At 57.2% G+C, this 20615-nt stretch carries 24 protein-coding genes; 14 read left to right on the top strand and 10 right to left on the bottom strand.

Translation table 11 applies throughout. The annotated features are described in order from the left end of the window. The first annotated feature begins 86 nt into the window (after positions 1-86). On the top strand, positions 87-263 hold the full coding sequence (rmf, locus tag ACW5W4_RS01140; RefSeq protein WP_456688181.1) for a ribosome modulation factor: 177 nt from the start codon (positions 87-89) through the stop codon (positions 261-263). Between the two features lie 78 nt (positions 264-341). Here rmf and fabA read toward each other — a convergent pair whose 3' ends face one another. The 3 genes from fabA to ACW5W4_RS01125 all read right to left on the bottom strand — a co-directional run bounded on the left by fabA (position 342) and on the right by ACW5W4_RS01125 (position 3397). After that, entirely contained in the window at positions 342-902 is a 561-nt protein-coding gene (fabA, locus tag ACW5W4_RS01135; RefSeq protein WP_456688124.1) for a 3-hydroxyacyl-[acyl-carrier-protein] dehydratase FabA, read from the bottom strand. A gap of 76 nt (positions 903-978) precedes the next feature. Beyond that, complete coding sequence (locus ACW5W4_RS01130; protein WP_456688123.1) at positions 979-2955, bottom strand: Lon protease family protein; 1977 nt, start codon at positions 2953-2955, stop codon at positions 979-981. Continuing rightward, on the bottom strand, positions 2948-3397 hold the full coding sequence (locus ACW5W4_RS01125; RefSeq protein WP_456688122.1) for a DUF3693 domain-containing protein: 450 nt from the start codon (positions 3395-3397) through the stop codon (positions 2948-2950). The genes ACW5W4_RS01130 and ACW5W4_RS01125 overlap by 8 nt, the downstream gene beginning before the upstream one ends. 128 nt (positions 3398-3525) lie before the next feature. On the opposite strand from ACW5W4_RS01125, the gene ACW5W4_RS01120 reads away from it, so the two are divergent. The 9 genes from ACW5W4_RS01120 to ACW5W4_RS01080 all read left to right on the top strand — a co-directional run bounded on the left by ACW5W4_RS01120 (position 3526) and on the right by ACW5W4_RS01080 (position 10830). Further along, positions 3526-3903, top strand: coding sequence for a hypothetical protein (locus ACW5W4_RS01120; protein WP_456688121.1), 378 nt, complete (start codon positions 3526-3528; stop codon positions 3901-3903). Positions 3904-3906: 3 nt separating this feature from the next. After that, on the top strand, positions 3907-6123 hold the full coding sequence (locus tag ACW5W4_RS01115; RefSeq protein WP_456688120.1) for a replication endonuclease: 2217 nt from the start codon (positions 3907-3909) through the stop codon (positions 6121-6123). Positions 6124-6168: 45 nt separating this feature from the next. Further along, the gene (locus tag ACW5W4_RS01110) at positions 6169-6483 is read left to right on the top strand and encodes a hypothetical protein (RefSeq protein WP_456688119.1); all 315 of its coding nucleotides are present in this window, start codon (positions 6169-6171) and stop codon (positions 6481-6483) included. Between the two features lie 271 nt (positions 6484-6754). Next, complete coding sequence (locus ACW5W4_RS01105) at positions 6755-6997, top strand: hypothetical protein (protein ID WP_456688118.1); 243 nt, start codon at positions 6755-6757, stop codon at positions 6995-6997. A gap of 64 nt (positions 6998-7061) precedes the next feature. After that, a complete protein-coding gene (locus tag ACW5W4_RS01100; protein ID WP_456688117.1) occupies positions 7062-8411 on the top strand; it encodes a hypothetical protein in 1350 nt (449 codons plus the stop codon). Continuing rightward, positions 8411-8731, top strand: coding sequence for a hypothetical protein (locus ACW5W4_RS01095; RefSeq protein ID WP_456688116.1), 321 nt, complete (start codon positions 8411-8413; stop codon positions 8729-8731). The genes ACW5W4_RS01100 and ACW5W4_RS01095 overlap by 1 nt, the downstream gene beginning before the upstream one ends. A 9-nt stretch (positions 8732-8740) precedes the next feature. After that, a complete protein-coding gene (locus ACW5W4_RS01090) occupies positions 8741-9946 on the top strand; it encodes a zonular occludens toxin domain-containing protein (protein ID WP_456688115.1) in 1206 nt (401 codons plus the stop codon). A 21-nt stretch (positions 9947-9967) separates the two neighbouring features. Beyond that, complete coding sequence (locus ACW5W4_RS01085; RefSeq protein WP_456688114.1) at positions 9968-10150, top strand: hypothetical protein; 183 nt, start codon at positions 9968-9970, stop codon at positions 10148-10150. 248 nt (positions 10151-10398) lie between these two features. After that, positions 10399-10830, top strand: a complete 432-nt coding sequence (locus ACW5W4_RS01080; protein WP_456688113.1) for a hypothetical protein — start codon at positions 10399-10401, stop codon at positions 10828-10830. A 186-nt stretch (positions 10831-11016) separates the two neighbouring features. Here ACW5W4_RS01080 and ACW5W4_RS01075 read toward each other — a convergent pair whose 3' ends face one another. After that, positions 11017-11373: a DUF3653 domain-containing protein gene (locus tag ACW5W4_RS01075; protein WP_456688112.1), complete on the bottom strand. Its 357-nt coding sequence runs from the start codon at positions 11371-11373 to the stop codon at positions 11017-11019. 103 nt (positions 11374-11476) lie between these two features. Between ACW5W4_RS01075 and ACW5W4_RS01070 the strand changes: the two genes are divergently transcribed. Together ACW5W4_RS01070 and ACW5W4_RS01065 are read left to right on the top strand one after the other, a co-directional pair. After that, positions 11477-11713 carry a hypothetical protein gene (locus ACW5W4_RS01070; protein WP_456688111.1) on the top strand — a complete coding sequence of 79 codons (237 nt, stop codon included), beginning with the start codon at positions 11477-11479 and terminating at the stop codon, positions 11711-11713. Between the two features lie 156 nt (positions 11714-11869). Next, the gene (locus tag ACW5W4_RS01065) at positions 11870-12166 is read left to right on the top strand and encodes a hypothetical protein (protein WP_456688110.1); all 297 of its coding nucleotides are present in this window, start codon (positions 11870-11872) and stop codon (positions 12164-12166) included. Positions 12167-12762: 596 nt separating this feature from the next. Here ACW5W4_RS01065 and ACW5W4_RS01060 read toward each other — a convergent pair. From ACW5W4_RS01060 to prpB, 6 genes are all read right to left on the bottom strand, one after another. Continuing rightward, the gene (locus ACW5W4_RS01060; RefSeq protein WP_456688109.1) at positions 12763-13230 is read right to left on the bottom strand and encodes a hypothetical protein; all 468 of its coding nucleotides are present in this window, start codon (positions 13228-13230) and stop codon (positions 12763-12765) included. A 179-nt stretch (positions 13231-13409) separates the two neighbouring features. Beyond that, positions 13410-14663: a tyrosine-type recombinase/integrase gene (locus ACW5W4_RS01055; RefSeq protein ID WP_408793409.1), complete on the bottom strand. Its 1254-nt coding sequence runs from the start codon at positions 14661-14663 to the stop codon at positions 13410-13412. A gap of 515 nt (positions 14664-15178) precedes the next feature. Further along, positions 15179-15478: a YebG family protein gene (locus ACW5W4_RS01050; RefSeq protein WP_456688108.1), complete on the bottom strand. Its 300-nt coding sequence runs from the start codon at positions 15476-15478 to the stop codon at positions 15179-15181. 143 nt (positions 15479-15621) lie between these two features. Continuing rightward, positions 15622-17067 carry a bifunctional 2-methylcitrate dehydratase/aconitate hydratase gene (locus ACW5W4_RS01045; protein WP_456688107.1) on the bottom strand — a complete coding sequence of 482 codons (1446 nt, stop codon included), beginning with the start codon at positions 17065-17067 and terminating at the stop codon, positions 15622-15624. Between the two features lie 54 nt (positions 17068-17121). Further along, complete coding sequence (gene prpC, locus ACW5W4_RS01040) at positions 17122-18270, bottom strand: bifunctional 2-methylcitrate synthase/citrate synthase (protein WP_456688106.1); 1149 nt, start codon at positions 18268-18270, stop codon at positions 17122-17124. A gap of 10 nt (positions 18271-18280) precedes the next feature. Next, positions 18281-19168 carry a methylisocitrate lyase gene (gene prpB, locus ACW5W4_RS01035; RefSeq protein WP_456688105.1) on the bottom strand — a complete coding sequence of 296 codons (888 nt, stop codon included), beginning with the start codon at positions 19166-19168 and terminating at the stop codon, positions 18281-18283. 148 nt (positions 19169-19316) lie between these two features. Between prpB and ACW5W4_RS01030 the strand changes: the two genes are divergently transcribed. Together ACW5W4_RS01030 and ACW5W4_RS01025 are read left to right on the top strand one after the other, a co-directional pair. After that, the gene (locus ACW5W4_RS01030) at positions 19317-19955 is read left to right on the top strand and encodes a paraquat-inducible protein A (RefSeq protein ID WP_456688104.1); all 639 of its coding nucleotides are present in this window, start codon (positions 19317-19319) and stop codon (positions 19953-19955) included. A gap of 13 nt (positions 19956-19968) precedes the next feature. Next, positions 19969-20589 (top strand): paraquat-inducible protein A, encoded by a 621-nt coding sequence (locus ACW5W4_RS01025; protein ID WP_427262062.1) that lies wholly within the window; start codon positions 19969-19971, stop codon positions 20587-20589. The last annotated feature ends 26 nt before the right edge of the window (positions 20590-20615 follow it).

Below are 20615 nucleotides of genomic sequence, written 5' to 3'. Positions count from 1 at the left end.
GACCTGACTTTGGCCTTGCGTTAATGATGAAAGCGACCGGTGAAAAACTGGTCGCTTTTTTCGTTCCACGAAGAGGGTCGTTGAATATGAAGAGACAAAAACGGGACCGTCTGGAGAGAGCTCGCGCTCGCGGTTATCAGGCTGGCGTTGTCGGTAAACAAAGCGAATCTTGTCCGTACCAGTGTCTGGACGCCCGCGGCCAATGGCTGGGAGGGTGGCGTGACGCCATGGAAGGACGGAGTTCAGGACTCTTCATGAAGTAGTCACTTCATCACCATTCAAAGACAGGAAAGGGGCCCGACAGGCCCCTTTGCGTTGATGCTTGCCGTGACATGGCGAGATCAGAAACTGGTGGTGTCCTTGAACAGGCCCACTTTCAGGTCGGTGGCACTGTAGATGGGGCGACCATCCACCTCGACCACGCCATCGGCGATCCCCATGACCAGCTTGCGGTTGATGACCCGCTTGAAGGTGATCTTGTAGGTGACCTTCTTGGCGGTCGGCAGGATCTGACCGGTAAATTTCACTTCACCCACGCCCAGGGCACGACCCTTGCCGGGGCCACCTTTCCAGCCGAGGAAGAAACCGACCAGCTGCCACATGGCATCCAAGCCCAGGCAGCCCGGCATGACGGGATCGCCCGGGAAGTGGCAATCGAAGAACCAGAGGTCCGGCGTGATGTCGAGCTCTGCCAGGATCTCGCCCTTGCCGTGCTCGCCGCCGTTATCGTTGATGGTGACGATGCGATCCATCATCAGCATGTTGGGGGCGGGCAGCTGGCTGTTGCCCTCACCAAACAGTTCACCAAGGCTGCAGGCGAGCAGCTCCTCGCGGGAGAACGAGGTCTTGCCTTGTTCACAGAGGGAGAGGGGAGTTGCAGAGGCGGTTTTATCTTGGGTCACGCTGTGTATCCTTCATATGAGTCAAAGCGGAGCCAATCTAGCGTACACCTGTGCGCTAGACAACTCCGATCACTTGTTAATGGCCAAACAGACGGCCCAGTATGGTGCGCATTATGCCCGTTTTGGGCAGAGTGCCGTTGAGATCGTCCAGCCGCTGCTGGATGCGGAAAAACAGGGTGTCCGGCATATCCGGCTCCCCTGCCACGCAGCCGGTCAGCAGCTCGATGGCTTCCTCCACATGGTCCACCGGGTGGATGTGGAACAGTCCCTGCTCGACGGCGGCAATCACCTCGTCGGAGAGGTTCAGTTGCTGGGCATTGGTACCGGGCAACAGAATGCCTTGCTTGCCATTGAGGCCGTGGATCTGGCACACCCGGAAGAAGCCCTCGATCTTCTCGTTGACTCCGCCCACCGCCTGGACATTGCCAAACTGGTCGACGGCGCCGGTGACGGCAAAGTGCTGATAGATGGGCTGGCGGGCGAGGGCAGAGAGCAGGGCGCACAGGCCGGTCAGGGAGGCGCTGTCCCCGTCAATCTCGTGATAAGACTGCTCGAACACCAGGTTGGCCGACAGAGGTGAGGGGTTCTCCGCACCGAACTTGTTGGAGAGATAGCCGTGGATGATCATCATGGCCTTGGCATGGATATGACCGGCCAGCTCCGCCTTGCGCTCGATATCCGCCACGTCGCCATCCCCCAGATGCACGGTGGCGGTGAGGCGAACCGGCTCGCCAAAATCGTAGGGGTGGCCGGCGACCTGGATCACGGAGAGGCCATTGATCTGGCCTATCTCTTCCCCCTCGGTCTGCAGCAGGATCTGGCCATCGATCACCCCCTGATCGGACTGTTCAACCAGGTAATTCAAGCGGAAATCCTGCTCGGCCAGGGCATTGACGATGTGCTCCTGATCGATGATGTCGGCCTCCAGCTCCCGGGCCAGACTGTCTGCCAGCCGCATCAGGGCGGTGAGCTGCACCTCGGAGAGGGAGAGCCACTCCTGATGGTCGCACAGCCGGCTGGCGTGACGGCAGAGCGCCGCCTGGGCTGCCGGGGTGAAGTCCAGCAGGGACCAGCGCTGGCGGATCCAGGCCAGGTAGCCGAGAAAGTCAGGCAGTTCATCGTCAATCTCCACCTCGGAGACCAGGTCCGCGCGCAGGAAGATCCGCTCCGACATGTCACGATCGAGCATCTGGAATTCGGCCACTTCCAACCGATCGCCGACCAGGATCAGCTTGAGCCGGATAGGCGTCGCCTCCGGGGCGAAGAAGGGGGTCAGGGTCTTGCCTTCCTGGTAGGCGTTCCAGTCCAGCTCGCCCTTGAGCATGGCGTTCTTGAGCTTGAACCAGAGGTGGGGCTGATCCAGCAGCTCATCGAGTTGCAAGATAAGATAGCCGCCATTGGCCTGACGCATCAGACCCGGCTCCAGCAGATGCTGGTTGGCGTAGACCGAGCCTTGCTCGGTCTGATAGTTGATGGAGCCAAACAGGGTGTCCCAGTTCAGATCCCGGCCATAGATCACGGGGGCCTGCTGATCCTCGTGATGGATCAGCAGGTTGATGAGCACGGGGTGCTGAAACTCGAGGCCGAGGGCGACATGGGCCGACAGATCCGATAGGAAGTCGGCTATCTTGGGGTCATCCTTCTGCTTGCGCATGATGCGGGTCACCAGGCGCTCGGCATCCAGATGGTGGCTCATCAGTTTGAGCAGCTCGCCAACCATCTCGCAAAACTCGAACCCTGTGCCCGGTTGCAGTCGCAGCCAGATGGGCTTGAACGGATTGTTGAGGTTCTCGGTATAGCAGAGATCGAACAGATCGCCGTCCTTGCCATGAGTGTCGGCAATCAGGGTGCGGCACACCTGTTCGTAGTCTGCTCCGGGGAAGCCGTTGATCAGCATCACGGGGCAATCGCCGTCGAAACTGGCCAGACGCTTGATGGCTGAAATGGCTCTGGGTTGCAAGGCGGCAAAGGGAATGGGGTCGAGTTCGCTCAGGGGAGCAAAGAGGTCAATCGCAAAAGCGGGTTTCAGTTGTTCTGATGTTAATTCAGCCACTTAAGACATCCGGTCGGAGAGAGGAGCAATTGTTGCCATTATACACAGTTCGTATAGGCGTGACAGGAAATGGAATACCATATTTAACATAATATACATTATGCGCAGTTGTTTCAGGCGCCTGATTTGGGCTCATCATCATCACGCAAGCCACGGCCAGCGCGGTTCCCGTGCTTGCGCAATACTTTTTTAGAACGTCGTACCATGCCGCTTTCATCTCGGGAGTCTTCGCTTTAGCTGCATTAAGCGAAATCATTACTTCTGCCGGGTCAAGCCCAATTTCTTTTGCTATGGAAACTGCTGTTTCATCAGCAAATTGTCTGTTCCCTTGGTTGATATCCGTGATGTATGACGTTGATAAATGCAGCGCTTCAGCCACTTGCTTAAGCTGAGTGAGATTTTTTGCTCTCATGTACGCTTGAATTAGGGTTTTGGAGTCCATTTTTCTATTTCCTCAACGTGTTTTCCTGAGTTTATCACATCGTTTCTTCTGCAGATCCGCGGCTTGCGGATTGAAGTTTTGTTCTCAATACTCCCGGCAATCACTCAATCCGCTTGATGGTGAATTGCATGGAACGTCAGACCCTACATGAACACCCCCCGGTTTACCACGTGTGCCAGCAGTGTGCCGGTCAGGGCTGTTCCGCTTGTTCAGACCTCTGCATCTTGGACGGTGATCTTGATGAACTTGGCCCGGATTTTACCGACATTGACTTAGCTGATTGGGTCGATGAGACAGGGGCTCTTTCTTGTGAATCCCAGTCGCCGATAAATGGGGTTATCGGCGTTAAACCTCTGTTTGCTTATCGCCTGACTTGCCCGTTCTGCGGCGAGTTCCTTTCTGGTGATGGCTATACCCAAGTTCTTCATTGCCCTGACACTCAATCTGACTATGATTCTTTTGAGCCAGATGCTTCCCCTGTTTACTGTTATCAGGTTGAGGCATAAGCCATGAGCTTCACTTCCTACTCCGCCCAGCGCAGCCTTGACGGTTCCCGCAACGCCCTTTTCTCTCGGCCTCTTCGCTCCCCTTCCCTCGCGGGGCTCCAGGGTGATGACTACCTTTTGGCCTTGCGCAGTTCTGAGCCCTATATGGCTATGCTTCGCCAGCAATGGGTTGAGGACCAAAAAGCTGCCCTCCCCTTAGACCTCAAGGCTCATTATGCCGACAAAGAGACCCATCACATCCAGGTTGGTTCCTTCGCCTACCTCAATGACAGTGCCCTGCTCAATTATGGCGACATCAACGCCCCTGAACACTGCCAGCACCGTCATGATATGACCGTGCGCAATCACTACCTCCTGCCCTGGTTCCGTTCTGCCTACACCCAAGCCCTTGAGTACGCCGATTTGCTTACCGCGAACCAGCGTATCAAAGAGCTTTATGATCTCATGAACGTGTCCGGTGACTGCGGCACTCTCTCCCTCACCTCTGATGATGAAGGGTTTGAGGCATTCGCTGAGCGCTTGGCTAAGCATGTGATGACTTTGCGGAGGGATTATTTCGATGGAAATGAGGAAGAATACCCGGCATTTCGCGCTGCTCACGCCTTACTCGTTGGATACGATTTTCGAGACCCCGATTTCGATTACGATTTCGAAAATCCCGATGCTCCTCGTCCCTGCCATTGGCTCAATCGTTGGGTTGACCCTGTTCATCTGGTTCGGCTTATACGTCGTGTTGCTGCTCGCCGTCTCTTTGACGCCGCACGACTTTCTGGAATTGTTCATAAGAACGGACAGCCCTATTCACCCGATTATCTTGTTTCTCGCCGGGTACACCGTACTCGCAAGAATAGAGCCACTCTTTCAGGTCTTGCTGCTGTCAGTCTTGCTGATGGCCTTAATGGATGTCCTCTCACTGATGCCATAGACGCCTCTGTTTCCAATCCTGAGGTTCAACGCGCTGAGCTGATGGCCCGTCTCAAGGGTTTTGAACAGGTTGCCAAGCAAGAGCGCCATGCCGCCCTCTTCCTCACCTTAACCTGCCCTTCCCGTTTCCATCCGACCAGTGGCGGCAAGCCCAATCCCAACTGGTTGGATGCTGGTCGCCCTACCGTCAAAGATGGGCAAGCCTATCTCAATGGCGTATGGCGCAACATTGGTCGCCGCTGTGCTGACAAGGGCACTGATATTAACCCCAAAGAGCCGATTTCTGTTTACGGATTTCGATTCGCTGAGCCTCATGCTGATGGTACTCCCCACTGGCACGCCATCATCTTCGTTCCCTACAAGCAGGCCAATGAGTTCCGCACTATCTGCCGCCGTGAGTGCTTCAAAGACTCCCCTAATGAGCCGGGTGCCCGCAAACATCGCTTTACCTGCAAACCGTTATCTCTCAAGCGCGGCTCTGCTGTCGGCTACTGCTCCAAGTACATCGCCAAAAACGTCGATGGCTTCGCGGTTGGCGAGGATTTTGAGACGGGCACTGCTGCCCTTCAAACCGTCCAGCGCGTCCTTGCCTGGAAGGGAGCCAACAATATCCGCCAGTTCCAGCAGATAGGCGGCCCCACTGTCACCGCATGGCGTGAGCTGCGCCGCATGTCCACACAGGATTACGATATGCCCGGATTTGAATCCCTCTGCCAAGCTGATTGGCTGCTCCTTGAGGCTTGCCGGCGCTCTGCCGATGCCGGCGATTGGGGCGAGTTCTGCGTTGCCATGGGCGGTATTTTCTGCCCTCGTGACAAGCAGGCCCTGCGCCCTGCTTACTCCACTCCCCGCGCCTTCACTCGCCTCAATGCGGGCAATGTGGGTCGTCCATACCACCAGAACGCTGAGGATTTCGAGCTGCTCGTGAGCCCCGAGGGGCGCATCACCCAGTATGGCGATAAGGCCCGCGCCACCATCGATGGCCTTCTTTTCAACCAAATCCATATCGCCACTCGCCTCAATCGGTACCAAATCAAGAGCCTGGAAGCGTGGGAGGCTCAGAAGAAGAAGATCCTCGAGGCCGTTCGCGATTACTTCATCACGGCCACTGAAACCGGCGAATACCTCCACATGGCAGATGACCTGTATCAGGAGGGACGGCAGAAGCTTCTCGAAGACCTTGATAACTCCCAGCTCCTCGCACTGGACTGGGCGGACTGGCAGGAGTGGGCGGCGCGCAGCGCTGACCACTCCGCGGTCAGTCCGCCCCGCCCTCCCTTGGACCCGTGTCAATAACTGCCCTAAGCACCAAATCACCAACAACGAAAGAGGCTCAACGAAATGAAAATCATCGCTCAGATACTGTCGAACACAGATATCACCACCGCCACCAAAGACCGTGATGGCCGCAAGGTGACCACTGGTCAGGTCAAATTGCTCTGTACCGACCCCAGCCAGATCATTGATGTGGCCATTACAGAGGAGCAGGTGACAGCTGGCTATCACGCCCAGCTCAAGACCATCGTCGGCAAGGGCCCGACTGAATTCATGGTCGAGTACCGCTCCGGTTCGTTCGGTGATGACAACAACCGTCACCGCTCCTACAACGGGTTCCGTCTCGTTGACCTGCCCGCCAGCGTCCAGGCAAAGGGGTAAGCCATGGACGTTGATTACTCCCAACTGATAGTGGCCGCCTCTTACATGCTGCTATTCGCCGTTGGGTTCATGGGAGGGAATCAACGCTAATGGACTCAATAATCGCACTGTATATCGCTGGCGGGCTGCTCGTTTGGCTCGTTGGCTACGGTTCTGGCACGGTGTTTAGACACACTCGCCAGATATTGGAAAAGGCCTCTCGCGGGTCTTGAAAGTGGTAAACGTTTATCAATTTTTGATATGCGTAAACTGAAATCATAGGGATATCATCATGAAAATTCGCAACATGGTTCGTAAGTATGCCGCTCCCGCTCTGGTTGCTGGCTCTGTCCTGGTCTCCGGTGTGGCGTCTGCTGCGCTAGATTCGACTGTCGTGGCCGAAGTGCAATCCGCCGTCATAGCCGATGCTGGCACTGCGTCTGCGGCTGGCTTCGCTATCATGGCCGTCGTCCTGTCGCTGTCCATTGGCTTCGGTCTGCTTCAGACCTTTGCCCGCAAAGGCGCCCAAGGCTGATCAACTCGGGGCTCTGCCCCTGTAATAACGGGGGGCTCTGCCCCCCTTTTTTCATGGGGGATATATGCGCCCGTACATCATTCTCTTTACATCCTTATTGACCTTCAGCGGCGGCGTGGCTGCTTTTTCCATGTCGTCAGTCATCAAGCAGGCTGAAATAATTAGTGTCAATGCCGTTACCGCTGCCACGAATACCGCCATAACTGTCAGCACCACTATTCGTGGCTTTGCTGCCAATGACCCTTATCAAATTAAAACCGTTGACGTCCCTAAAACCAGATTCATGGGGCATGTTAAGGCTAACCTCGGTTCACTCATTAAAAAGAATGCTTGGTATGCAGGTTGGGCTGCCACTATGGTTGCGGCTGGTTGGGCTATTGATGAATTGACTAATCAAGTTTATAGTCCTTCGACAACACATGTTGGTCGTTGTACTAATTCTGTTTCTGCTCTTATTGCAGCAAACAAAACTGTTTCTCAATGCAACGCCCTTATTGTTACTTATTATTCTCAGTCTTACCCTGGTTCTACTGCTACTTCTCGTTACGTTGTAACTAATGGTACACCCTCTTATCATTATGACCTTGTTAGGCCATCTGGTCAGGTTATTGCTAAACGTGGTTATCTTGAAGGATTAACAACTACTACTGTATCCGAGCCTGTATCTGATGATGGGCTTTATGATTCACTCATGACATATATGCTTCAGGATCCCATCAAAGCCGCTCAAGCATTTATGGTCCCTGACCCTTGGCCTTATCCATATCCTGAGATTTTCCCCGATACCGTTCCTTATATCCCGGGTGTTACGCAATCAGATCAAGAGCTCCTTGATTTGTATGCTCAAGGTTTACTGCAATCCACTAATCCTAATGCTGCTCATTATGTTTCGCCTGAAAAGCTTGCTGAGATTGCCGCCTTGGCTGGTCAGTTGCAACAAGGCGTTACTCCTGAGGCTCAAGCCTCCGCTGCTAATGCCACTCTTTCCGCTCCTCTCACGCAATCCCAGCTTGAGCAGGTGATGAAGAAACAAGCCGCTGCTGAGGCCAAGGCTGATGCTGCTGCTGTTACACAGGCCGCCACTGCACTTGCGCCTGCAACCGCTGCCCTTGATAAGTTAAATGAGGATAAGTCGGATTTGGAGGGAATGATTACGGATTCTCCTACTGCTCAACCTCCGTCGTCCATGCCTGATATTTTCAGATGGACTCTCCCCACTGGAAATTGTCAGTCCTATCCATTTACATTCACTATTAAAGCTGGTTCGGCTCCTGCTGATGATAATGGAGCCTTTTGTCAGACTTATAATGAAGTGGCTCACCCGCTTATATTTTGGTTTTTAAATATGCTGACTGCCATTTATATATTTGGCATTTGGTCTCGTACTATGACGTCTGTCGTTGGAGGTAGATAATGAAACTGCTAATTGCTTTCTTGATAGAAAAGATTGGTGGATTATTTGCTAAGTTGGTCTCTTTCTTTTCTCGTAAGGCTGCCGTTGCTGCATTGATACTCGCTATGACCACTATGGTAGTAACGTTCACGTCAGCGATTAACGGTTTATTGGCTGGCATTTCATCCTCTAGCGTTGCCAATGGATATATATTGTTCGGCCTTGGTCTTCTCCCATCAAATACAGCTGCTTGCATTGCTGCTATTGGAGTTGCCAAGGCTGCTCAATGGCTGTTTATCTGGCAAATTGCGCTGGCTCGTTCTGCTTTTGATGGTAAGTAAGGGGGTTCAATGAAAGCGCCTTATTTTGTCACTGGCCCCGTTGGTGCGGGCAAGACCGTTAACATGGTCAATATTATGGTCGGCTATCTCAATGAGGGCCGTCCGGTTGCCACTAATATCGATGTTTATCCCGAGCATATGCCTCTTAATGAAATTGGTAAACAGACTCCCATTATCCGTTTGCCTGAGGAGCCCCGTTCGTCTGATCTGGAAAACCTCGGCTATGCCTATGAGCGCCCCAAGAAAACCGCCCTGTGGTCTGCTGAGGAACAGCTCTATGATGAGTCAAAGAATGGTTGCCTCGCATTGGACGAAACGGCTTTCTTCATGAACACCCGTGAATGGAACAACCCTGATCGCGCCCAGCTTATCAAGTGGCTCCGGCTTGTGCGTAAACGTGGCTGGAATGCCTTCCTCGGTGTCCAGGATATTGAGTCTATCGATAAGCAGATCGTCAATGCTCTCTGTCGCACTGTCTGCTGGTGCTACAGCTCAGACACCATGTTCAGTGCGTCCATGGGGGCAAAGGGGTTCCTGGTTTATCCCCTTATCTGGTTCGCCCGCCTCTTCATCCGTTTCGTGCTGCGCGTTCCCCGCATTCACGTTGCTAGCTACTTTAAGGGTAAGAGCAAGACCACGGGATCTCCTTGTGGCACGAAATACGCCTGGGGTCGTTGGCTTTATAAGGCCTATGACACTGCCCAGGAATTTGACGATGGCAAAGAGTTGTTTGATTTTCCGATACGAGATTCAAAGGGCCTGATTAAGTGTCGCATCAGGCTCGGGAATGGCGACTACAAAGAGGCCTATCTGCACTCGTCTGCCATTGACGCTACGCCAGATTGTGAGCGCCTCACAGAGCCCCGCTTCGTCGACATGCGGGCCTGCTATACCATCCTCCCGGCCAAATACATTCACCAGTGGTATGGCGGCAACACGGCTGCAGTGTCCCCCTCCTCCACTGTTCAACCATCACAGATTCGATTCCCGATCACCAATCCCATGCAGTTGCCTGGTTATGTGGTGATGAGGCTGGCGGATTACGTGGCCAAGTCTCGTAATGTTCCTGTCATCTTGGTTCTGACTCGCTGGGGGTTTGTGTCACCAGGTAAGGTCCGTGATCCCGAGTTCAGGGCCATTCTTCGACGTAATTACTGGCTTCGATTTTATGGCCTCAAGACCCGCTTGAACTATCATGGTCATTCTGTGTTGTGATTTTCATCTAGCAGGATGCCCATGATGAACAAGGATAAAAAGGACTATATCTATAATCCCAAGCCTTTCAGGCGGCCTCGGAATGTGGTTTCTCCCCGTACTCCTTGGCCTGAAATTCCACCAGTCAAGATTGGCAATGCGGGCTTTATCTTTGGCTTGATGATCGGTCTTATGGTGGGCTTCATCTTGGCCAAATTGACTTGATTCCCTCCCCTTTTCCTCCCTTGTTTTGTTCAAAGGAATAGCGCACCCCATAGGGGGTAATCCCCTGTCATCGCCCTGCGCCCGAAGGGCGCCCGAGCGAAGCGAGGCCAGATGATACTGGATCAACACCGCCCATAACCAAGCCGTGGCCAGTTCTTTTTTTATCCAAAACAATTGAAAAACGTATACGTAAATCATTTATCTGCTATAATGAATTATGTAAACGGAAATCAATTGGAGATACGGAAATGTCTGATGCAAAGCGCGGTGGTGCACGTCCAGGTGCCGGACGTCCGAAGGGTGAAGAAACCACAATGGTTCGAGTGCCTAATGGGTGCTTAGATGCTGTGAGGGCATTGATTTCCGGATACAGAAATCATGAACCGTTGTCCGTTCCGGTTGCTCCTGCTCCCGAACCTGTAGAGCTTACTGATGCGCAGAAAGCGTGGGATGTGTACCGCGTCATGTTCTCTCGTCGTTTAGCCGGTGATCACCTGCAAGAGCGATTCTTTGCCCTGACCTCTGACACCGAATATCCCTTTATCTTCTTGCTTTACCTGCTGGAAAAACTGCTTAACCTTCCAGAGAATGACAAGGATATCCCTGTTCAGTGGACTAATATTCGAGAGCTTCGCCAGTTCGCCAAGCAATTGTATGTCCACAATGGTCACCTGAAGTGAGGGGCGTAGCCCCTACAAGCCGCCCGCTGCTGGTACTGGGTCACTTAGTCAAATGCTAAATCGTGGGGGCCCCACTTGTGGGGTTCCGATTTAGTGATTGACTACACCACTACTACATACCCTTCAACAGGGGATTGAGGGAATCACTTCGCCCTCAATCCCTTGATAAACCGGCTCTTGAGGCTATCAGCGTTCTGAGGTAGGCAAACGCCTTAGCGCTGCATTGTCTTTCAGCGCCTTCAAATCCTCAGACCCATATGATTCGATGATTTCCAGGCGTTGGCGCGAAAGGTAGGTGCCAGCAGGGGTGATCAGATGATGGCCATTCATACGCCAGCCATCCCAATAGCGGGTGAATACGGTTGGCAGCTCCCGTCCAACTGCCATCCTCATGACTCGTTTGCATATGTCTGGGATGCGTTTTCCCCTATCCCATTCCGTGACCTCCGTCACAGAAACAAAACATAATCTTGCTGTTTCTTCTTCACTCAAACCGCAGTCAAACCACCTAAAAATAAAGTTTTTCGTTATGTTACGTTGCATCCTTTCATTCTCATCCGAAACTGACAATATCGTCAGCGGGGACGGGATCGGCCCTTTGAACGTAATCATGAATTATGCGCAGTTATAGGTGCGGGAGGATGGAATGAAGAAACCTGAGCAATGGAGCCGTTTTAATGCTGTTGACGGCTTGGCCACCGAGGCCGACATGGTTGCCTATCTACAGGCCGCTCTTGAAGATGGTGATCCGGCGCTGCTGACTGCTGCGTTTGATGATGTGGATCGTGCTCGCGCCAAACTACGTGGCCAGCCGAGCTACACACTGGAAGAACTGTTGGCTCAGTGTGACCCCAATGCCACGTTACCAGGTGAGATAATTTAACCTCCAAGTTTGAGTGAGCCGACACGCTGGAAGAACTGTTGGGTACAGTTGTCAATGAAGGTAAGTGATTGAAATATATAAAATTGTTCCGTGGGTGCCCGGTGATGCATAATTGACTCCGGTGAAGCATCACCGAGTAACTACAGAGGATCTCCCATGACGACCAGCAACACCTATGCCTATGAGAAGCTGCTTAGCGCACTGACCTATATTTATGAGCGTGGAACTCCAGCTCAGGCGCTCAATGAGATTTATGGGCAGATATTGGCTCACATCTCAGCAGAGAACGATTTACCAGTAGAGCTGAGACCAAAGTTCGAAAACTTGTGTGCTTTAATTGAATGCTTGCCGGACTCGCTTTACAAAGAACGAGATTTGGAAGTGATCAGAGATACCATGTCTGCCCTATATGGTCTTCTGTTCCAATTCCCTGGCTATACACCTCATAAGTGATAGGAATGTCATTCAGATAAGCAAATGCCGATAACCCCATTTATCGGCATCACCCGATGGGTTTGCCGACTCTCCAACATCAGAGCATCGTCAATCGGCTGTGGCGTTGAGCCTGCATCGGCAATGGCAAACAATCCGTGCCACGTCTGATATTGCAGACCACCAGCCGCCATTTCCGCTATCTGTCTCACCTTCATCTGGCCATGTGAGCGCGGTGAGCACGACCCGGCAAGGCACTCAGCCCCCTCGCCCACACCACGACCTACGGGATCAGATATTCCCCCTCCTGCGGGTCACCGTTGGCCGAAATGAGGCCTGCCTGCGGGCTAAGGGGCCCTTCCCTGCTCCCGTTATCGCCCTGGCGTTTCCATCCCGTTGCTCCTTCCCCCTACCCGGCGACCCTGTCATCGGGCGTGATGACTACCGGTGATCATCTTCTGTGATCTGGGACCTGTCCCCTCTCCCACCTGCCATCAATGCATCCAGGCCAGTCATGGCGCGAGTCCATAACCATGGAGTGGCAATGCGGCACAGGCTCATCGGTGAGCGCGACCCTTCCCTTTCCTCAACCTGACTGCGTTATCGCAACGTCTGTGTCATGGGGCGTCGTGCTCTGCCCTGGCGAGTTGGGCGGGTTTCCCCCCCGCGTCCCGTGCTGCACAAGCCCCTCGGGCATGGGCCAGCTGAGAGGCGAGCCAGACCTTGGCCTCGTCGATGCACTTGAAGGTCTTGATGGTCTGGTATTTGAGCTGCGGCACGCGCTCGACGGCGATGGCGTGCAGCACCTGGGAGGTGATCAGATGCGCCTTGGCGACCAGCGGTTGGCTATTGAGCCAGCGGTTGAATTCATTCGCGAGTTGGAGTGCCTCATCGGTCCCGCCCTCGTAATCGCGGGTATCGATGAGCAGGCAGAAGGGTCTGCCATCGAGTCCTTCGATGAGGGTCTTGAGCCGGGTCACCCAGGCCAGGCCCCCTTCCCTGTTGAACGAGCCGCTGAGCATGCTCGTGATCACCTGATCCGCAATCTGTGCGCTGTGCAGCCCATGACTCTCATAACGCGGCATATGAACCCCATGACAACCCGGCCGATTAAATGCGGCGGATCTTGCCCGTTGGGGGGAGCGGATACAAGAGGGCATGGCAACTCCCAGGGGCTGCCAGGCCCACTCGCGATTCCCCCCAGGTTCGGCCAGGAAAGCAGACCCATTAGCGAGCCGCCGCGATATGCCTTGCTTGTTATCTCTCACCTCTCTTGCAGCGGATCCAGCCGTTTGGCGGAGGCACTCTCATGGCGCTCGCTGTTGGCGGTGTGCAGATATTTGGAGGTGGTATCTATGCTGTCGTGGCCGGCATCGGCCTGGACATGGGACAAGGGTCGGCCATTGAGATTGATGTCGTGGGTGATGCCGGTATGGCGGATGGCGTGGGGGGTCAGGGTACGCATCTCGGCGCCATCCTGGACAAAACCGTCGGCCTCGGCCAGCGAGGCCCCCGCCTCGATCACCAGGGCGACCAGATCCCGTAGCTGGCGAATACCGAGGTTGGCATTGAGCTCCCCCTGCTCCCGACCATGGGCCGCCGCCTTGTGGCGCACGAACAGGGGGGTCTGCTCGTCCGGGGTCGGCAGCGGCGAGAGACCGAGGAAGCGCCGGTAGCGGGTCAATGCCTCCAGCAGATCCTGGGAGACGGCGACGGTGCGGCGCTTGCCCCCCTTGCTGCGGGGGATGAAATAGCCCCAGACCCCTGTCTTGCCATCGCGCCGAAACTGGCTCATGACGGGGGTGAAACCGGGCCGGGCCGCCACCTCGGAGATGCGCAGGTAACAGGCATACATGAGACAGACAAGGAAACGGGTGCGTTCATGCTGGCTCGGCTGTGCCTCGGCCAGCTGATCCGCCGCCTGCATCACATAGGACCACTGCAACTGGCTGAATGCCTTGCCCTGATCGTCCTGCTCCTGTGCCAGGGGGCGCTTGGCCCGTTGCAGCAACAGGGCCGGGTTCTTGTCCATGTACTCCTCCTGGATGAGGAACTGGAAGAAGGCAGAGAGGATGGCGAGCTTGGTCTTCATGGCCTGATCGCTCAGCCGATAAGGCAGCTCGCGCCCCAGCTCCCGCTTGCCCAGAAAAGGGCGCCACTGGGGATTGGGCAAGCGCTCTCCCCACTCCTTGTCGCTGATGAACTGGGCCACGTTGCGATAGGCGATCAGGGACGGGGGCGGTGCCTGGCAGTAATCGAGGTAGCGCATCATGATGCGGCGGCTCAGATCCTGCGGACTGATGGCCATCTCGGCAAAACACCAATGCAGGAAGGTGGTGAGTTCGCTGCGATAGGTCTTGTAGTTGTTTTCGCTGTGGCGCTGCTCCAGCAGCCAGTCGACCGCAAGTTCGTACACCAGGCCCGCATCCGGCACCCGGTTGAGGCTGAGCTGAGCCAGGTAGTGATTGACCTGGGCATTGCCCGCCTCCAGGTGGGCGAGTCCGTCGAACAGAGGCATGGCAGGGGGAAGCGGGATCTGGGAGTGCATGATGATTGCCTGAGATAGAGTGATTGCCAGGAATAGACAGAGGTCGCGGACGCATGCTCGCGGTCACCCGGTTGCGTACCAGGTGCACCTTTCTTATGCGTTTTTATGATTAATCATTCGGTGTTGTTAAAAATTCCTCGGGGAAATACTTTTGATTTCGACTGTTTATGCTTTTGATTGAATAAAGATCGGTTTTCTTCCGGCATTGCCTCTGGCCGCGGCGCCGCAGGCGCCAACCAGGTTGCTTCTCCTTGCCTGCCCTGCCCGCAGACAGGCTGCTGCCGTGTCTGCGTCATCGTCGTTGTCATCGCAATCAGCAGGCGTCGCGTCCCATCCCATGGCCCGGTTCGCCGTCGTGACGCCTGAGCACAACCTGTTGCAACAAGACAGGACAAGGCTCAAGGGAGGAAAGGAAGCGAGCGGTGCAGCGAAGGGGGAGGCCGAGCCATGGCCCCGGCTGGCCTTTGTCCCCTCCCCTCGTTGCCTCAGGCCACGCTCTTGAGAGGTTTTTCCTTGGCACTCTGCTCCTTGCCTGTCTCAGGGGCAAGGGGCTGCGCCTTGCCGCCCCGCAGCACGGTCTGCAGCAGATCCCGTTGCTGTGCCAGGTAGAACGCCAGGCTCTCCTGCTGCTCGGGGGCGAGCTCGATCGGGGCCCCGGCCAGCAACTGCAGCAGCTCGTCGGCGGTGTCGAGCAGCTTGTCATAGGCGTCGGCCTCTTTCTTGCTGGTAAAGGTCATCTTCTCTACTCCCCCACGCATGACGACATACTTGATTTCAACGGCCATGATTGCCTCCTTGTTGATGATGGCAGAAGTATATGTATAAACGTACAGTATCGCAAATCCGGGTACTGACCTGAACATGGGGGGCGCGGCGCCCATAACAAAATGCCCGCCGGGTGGCGGGCATTGCATTGGCAGATGAGGCGTCAGATCACCAGCAAGTCCATGAACTGATTGACCGGCATGGTGGCGAGCGCCTCCCTGTCCTGGCCGAGACGATAGAGTGCCTCGACCCGTTTGGCCGGGAAGCGGGTCGCCAGGTTGGCCCTGTACTTGGCCAGCAGCAGGGGGACTCCCTCCTCCCGTCGGCGGCGATGGCCTACCGGATAGGCGACCTCGACCCTGGCGGTGTGGCTGCCATCCTTGAAGAAGATTTGGATGGCGTTGGCGATGGATCGCTTGTCCGGTTCCAGATAGTCGCGGCTGTAGCCCTTGTCCTCCTCCACCAGCATCTTGGCGCGCAGGGTGTCGATGCGGGGATCGGCCGCTATCTCATCCTCGTAGTCTTCGGCCACCAGCCGACCGAAGATGAGGGGCACCGCCACCATGTATTGCAGGCAGTGATCCCGGTCCGCCGGGTTGTTGAGAGGGCCCACCTTGCTGATGATGCGAATGGCCGACTCATGGGTGGTGAGCACTATCTTGTCGATCTCGTCGAGGCGTCCCTTCACCTCGGCATGCAGCCTGAGGGCGCACTCCACCGCGGTCTGGGCATGGAATTCGGCCGGGTAGCTTATCTTGAACAGCACATTTTCCATCACGTAACTGGCGAAAGGCTGGTTGACGGCGAAGCGGTTGCCCCCAAACAGCACGTCATAGAACCCCCAGTTGGGAGCGCTGAGCACCCCGGGATAGCCCATCTCGCCGCTCATGGTGATGAGGGCCAGGCGCACGGCGCGGGAGGTGGCATCGCCGGCGGCCCAGCTCTTGCGCGATCCGGCGTTGGGGGCATGGCGATAGGTGCGCAGGCTCTGGCCATCGACGAAGGCCTGGGAGAGGGCGTCGATCACCTGATCCCGGCTTCCCCCCAACATCCGGGTCACCACGGCGGTGCTCGCCACCTTGACCAGCACCACATGGTCCAGTCCGACCCGGTTGAAGGCATTCTCCAGGGCCAGGACGCCCTGGATCTCGTGGGCCTTGACCATGGCAATGAGCACCTCGGCCATGGTAAGCGGCGCCTTGCCCTCGGCGACCCGGGTACGGGAGAGCCAGTCGGCGGTGGCCAGAATGGCGCCCAGGTTGTCGGAGGGGTGGCCCCACTCGGCGGCGAGCCAGGTGTCGTTGTAGTCGAGCCAGCGGATGAGGGTGCCGATATCGAACGCCCCCTTGACCGGGTCCAGGCAGAGTTGGGTGCCGGGTACCCGGGCGCCGTGCGGTACCTGTGTGCCCGGCACTATGGGGCCCAGATGCTTGGTGCACTCGGGAAAGCGCAGGGCCAGCAGGCCGCAGCCCAGGGTGTCGAGCAGGCAGTAGCGGGCGGTATCGAGGGCCAGCTGACTGGTGATGGGCTGGTGACAGACGTAATCGGCAATCTCGACCAGGATGGGATCCGGCTCGGGTCTGTGGTTGAGGTCGACGTTGGCGGACATCATGATTTCCTTATCGTTGTGGTGAGTGGGGGGGCCTGGTTGGCCCCCCTCCCCTCAGCGTTGCTGCAGGGAGACAAAATGCCGGGGAGCCGGACCTATGTAGTCGGCGCTCGGGCGTATGATGCGGTTGTGTTCGCGCTGCTCCATGATGTGGGCGCACCAGCCGGTGACCCGGGAGCAGACGAAGATGGGGGTGAACAGCTTGGTCGGGATCCCCAGGTAGTGATAGGCGCTGGCATGGAAGAAGTCGGCATTGGGGAAGAGTGCCTTCTCGTCCCACATCACCCGCTCCGCCTCGCAGGAGACGCGATAGAGCCTGTCATCTCCCGCCGCCTCCGCCAGCTTGGCGGCCCACTCCTTGATGATGGCGTTGCGGGGATCCGAGGTGCGATAGACGGCGTGACCAAAGCCCATGATCTTCTCCTTGGCGGCCAGTTTGGCGAGCAGCTCGCGCCGTGCCTGGGCCTCGTCCTGCCAGGGGGCGATCATGGCCATGGCCGCCTCGTTGGCGCCCCCATGGAGCGGGCCGCGCAGGGTGCCGATGGCCGCGGTGACGCAGGAGAACATGTCCGACAGGGTCGAGGCGCAGACCCGGGCGGCGAAGGTGGAGGCGTTGAACTCGTGCTCGGCATAGAGGATGAGGGAGACGTTCATGACCCGGCGCGCCAGCTCGCTGGGGGGGGCCTGATGCAGCAGGGCCAGAAAGTGGCCGCCGATGCAGGTTTCCGAGGTATCCGTGTCGATGCGCAGCCCCTCGTGGCTGAACTTGTACCAGTAGAGCAGGATCCCGGGAAAGGCCGCCAGCAGCCGATCGGCCACATGGTGTTCGTGCTCGAAACCATCTTCGGGCTCGAGATCCCCCAGCATGGAGCAGCCGGTGCGCAGCACATCCATGGGGTGGGCATCGGCGGGAATGAGCTCGAGCACCTCGCGCAGGGCCGCAGGCAGGGTGCGCATGGCGCGCAGCTGGGCCTGATAGGCCGCGAGCTCGGCGGCGCTGGGCAGTGCGCCCTTGAGCAGCAGATGGGCCACCTCCTCAAACTCGGCCCCCCGGGCCAGCTCCTGAATGTCATAGCCCCGGTAGGTGAGCCCGGTGCCGCTCTTGCCGACGGTGCAGATGCTGGTCTCCCCCGCGCTCTGCCCCCGCAATCCGGCGCCGCCAAGGGGCTTGGCCGCCCCTTGCTCTTTCGCTGCTTGTCCCATGACGAACCTCCTAATCCTTGGTGGTGAACAGACGATCCAGGGTCTGCTCGTAGTGGTGATACCCGAGGAAGTCGTAGAGGGCCTCCCGGGTCTGCATGCTCTCCACGACGGCCCGCTGATGGCCCTCCTGGCGAATGTGCTGGTAGACATCGAGGGCGGCCTGGTTGGCCGCCCGGCTGGCGCTCAAGGGGTAGAGCACCATGTCCACCCCGTGTTCCCCGAGCACCGATTTGTCAAACAGCTCGGTCTTGCCAAATTCGGTCATGTTGGCGAGGATGGGCACCCCGGCGGCCTTGGCAAACAGATCGTATTGGCCAAGCTCGGTCACCGCCTCGGCGAAGATCATGTCGGCCCCGGCGGCCACATAGGCGGCGACCCGCTCCAGGGCGTCCCCAATGCCTTCCACCGCCAGGGCATCGGTGCGGGCCATGATGACGAAGTCTGCATCCTGACGGGCATCCACCGCCGCCTTGATCCTGTCCACCATCTCTCCCTGGCTCACCACCGCCTTGTTGGGCCTGTGGCCGCAGCGTTTCTGCGCGACCTGATCCTCCATGTGGACGGCAGCCACCCCGGCCCGCTCGAACGCGCGAATGGTGCGCGCTATGTTGAAGGCGCCGCCCCAGCCGGTGTCTATGTCCACCAGCAGCGGCACCCGGGTGGCGGCCGTGATGCGCTCGGCGTCGATCAGCACGTCATTCATCGAGGTCATGCCGAGATCCGGCAGGCCGTAGGAGGCATTGGCCACCCCGGCGCCGGAGAGATAGAGGGCGCGAAAACCGCTGCGCTCTGCCATGAGTGCCATGTAGGCATTGATGGTGCCCACGATTTGCAACGGGGCTTCCTGGGTGAGGGCATCGCGAAAACGGCGACCGGCCGAGGGGATTGGGCTGGACATCATGACTCCTTTCATTTGTCGGGTCTGATTATCTAATATTACCTTTACGTCAACGTCAATTATACTTTCGTGGCACTGAGGGAGAGAGGCAAGACAGCCAGCCGGTTTTAAGGTAAATTTCACCAACTCCTTCAACAGGTTGAAACGTATGTCGGATCCCAATAACGTGATCGTCTGTCCGGCCTGCGACTTGCTGATCGCCCGCAAGTTATTGCCCCTGCGCCGTCATGCCCATTGTCCCCGCTGCCACCAGCACCTCTATGGCCGTTACGGGTTTCGCCCCTCCCAGTTGATGGCACTCTCCCTCACCGGTCTGCTGCTGCTGCCCTCGGCGTTTTTCGAGCCCCTGCTCTATCTGCGCCTGGCCGGCGAAAACTCGGACGCGACCCTGCTGCGCGGCATCCAGATGCTGTGGCAGGCCCATGAGTATTGGGTGTCGGCCCTGGTGTTCTGGTGCGCCGTGCTGGCGCCGACCGGGCTGCTGCTGGGCATCCTGTCCCTTGCCAGTGGTCTGGCGACCCGGCTTGGCATCATTCCCGTGACCCTCAAGGCGGTGGAGGTGTTTCGCCACTGGGCCATGCTGGAGGTCTATCTGGTCAGCCTGCTGGTCGCCCTGTTCAAGCTGATCGACATCGCCGACGTGCGCCTGGGGGGCGGCCTGCTCAGCCTCTCCATCCTGATGTTGCTCAACATGACCCTGCTGATCCTGTTCAATCCGGCCCCCTACTGGGAGCGGGTCGCGCTGGATCCGGCGGTTGCCGAGGGGGAGCCCGATGAGCGGATCTGAGAGAGAGCATGAGATGACGGGAGGGCAGACCCTGGTGAGCGCCCGTGAGCTCGGGCTGTGCCGTTGTCATCACTGCGGCCTGCTGGTGCGCTTCGTCCCCCATCGCCTCTGTCCCCGCTGTCACGGCGCGCTTCACCTGCGTACCCCCCACTCCCTGCGCTGGTCATGGGGGCTGCTGGCCCTGGCCACCTTCATGCTGCTGCCGGCCAATCTCTTGCCCATCACCCATTTCTTCAACAAGGGCTTGCTGCAATCGGACACTATTTTCAGCGGCATCATGGCGCTGTATCGCAGCAAGATGTCCGGCATCGCCACCATAGTGCTCACCGCCAGCATAGTGGTGCCCGTGATGAAGATCCTGGGGCTGGGCTGGATCTGCTGGCAGCTGCAGCGGCGCAAGCCGGTGCGGCGGCGACGTCAACTGGTGATGTATCGCATCATCGATTTCATCGGTCGCTGGTCCATGCTGGATCTCTTTGTCATCTCGCTCATGGTTGCCCTGGTCGATCGGGGGGTGCTGCTCAACGTGCAGGCCGGCCCGGGGGCCACGGCCTTCGCCGGGGTCGTGCTGCTCACCATGCTCTCGGCCCGCATGCTCGATACCCGGCTGCTGTGGGACAAGGCGGCCCGTTAATCTCTTCTTTATTTGTTGTCAGCGGG

Source organism: Aeromonas crassostreae, assembly GCF_054052445.1.
Note: the sequence above shows the minus strand (reverse complement) of the source record. Positions and strands in the feature narration are given on the sequence as shown.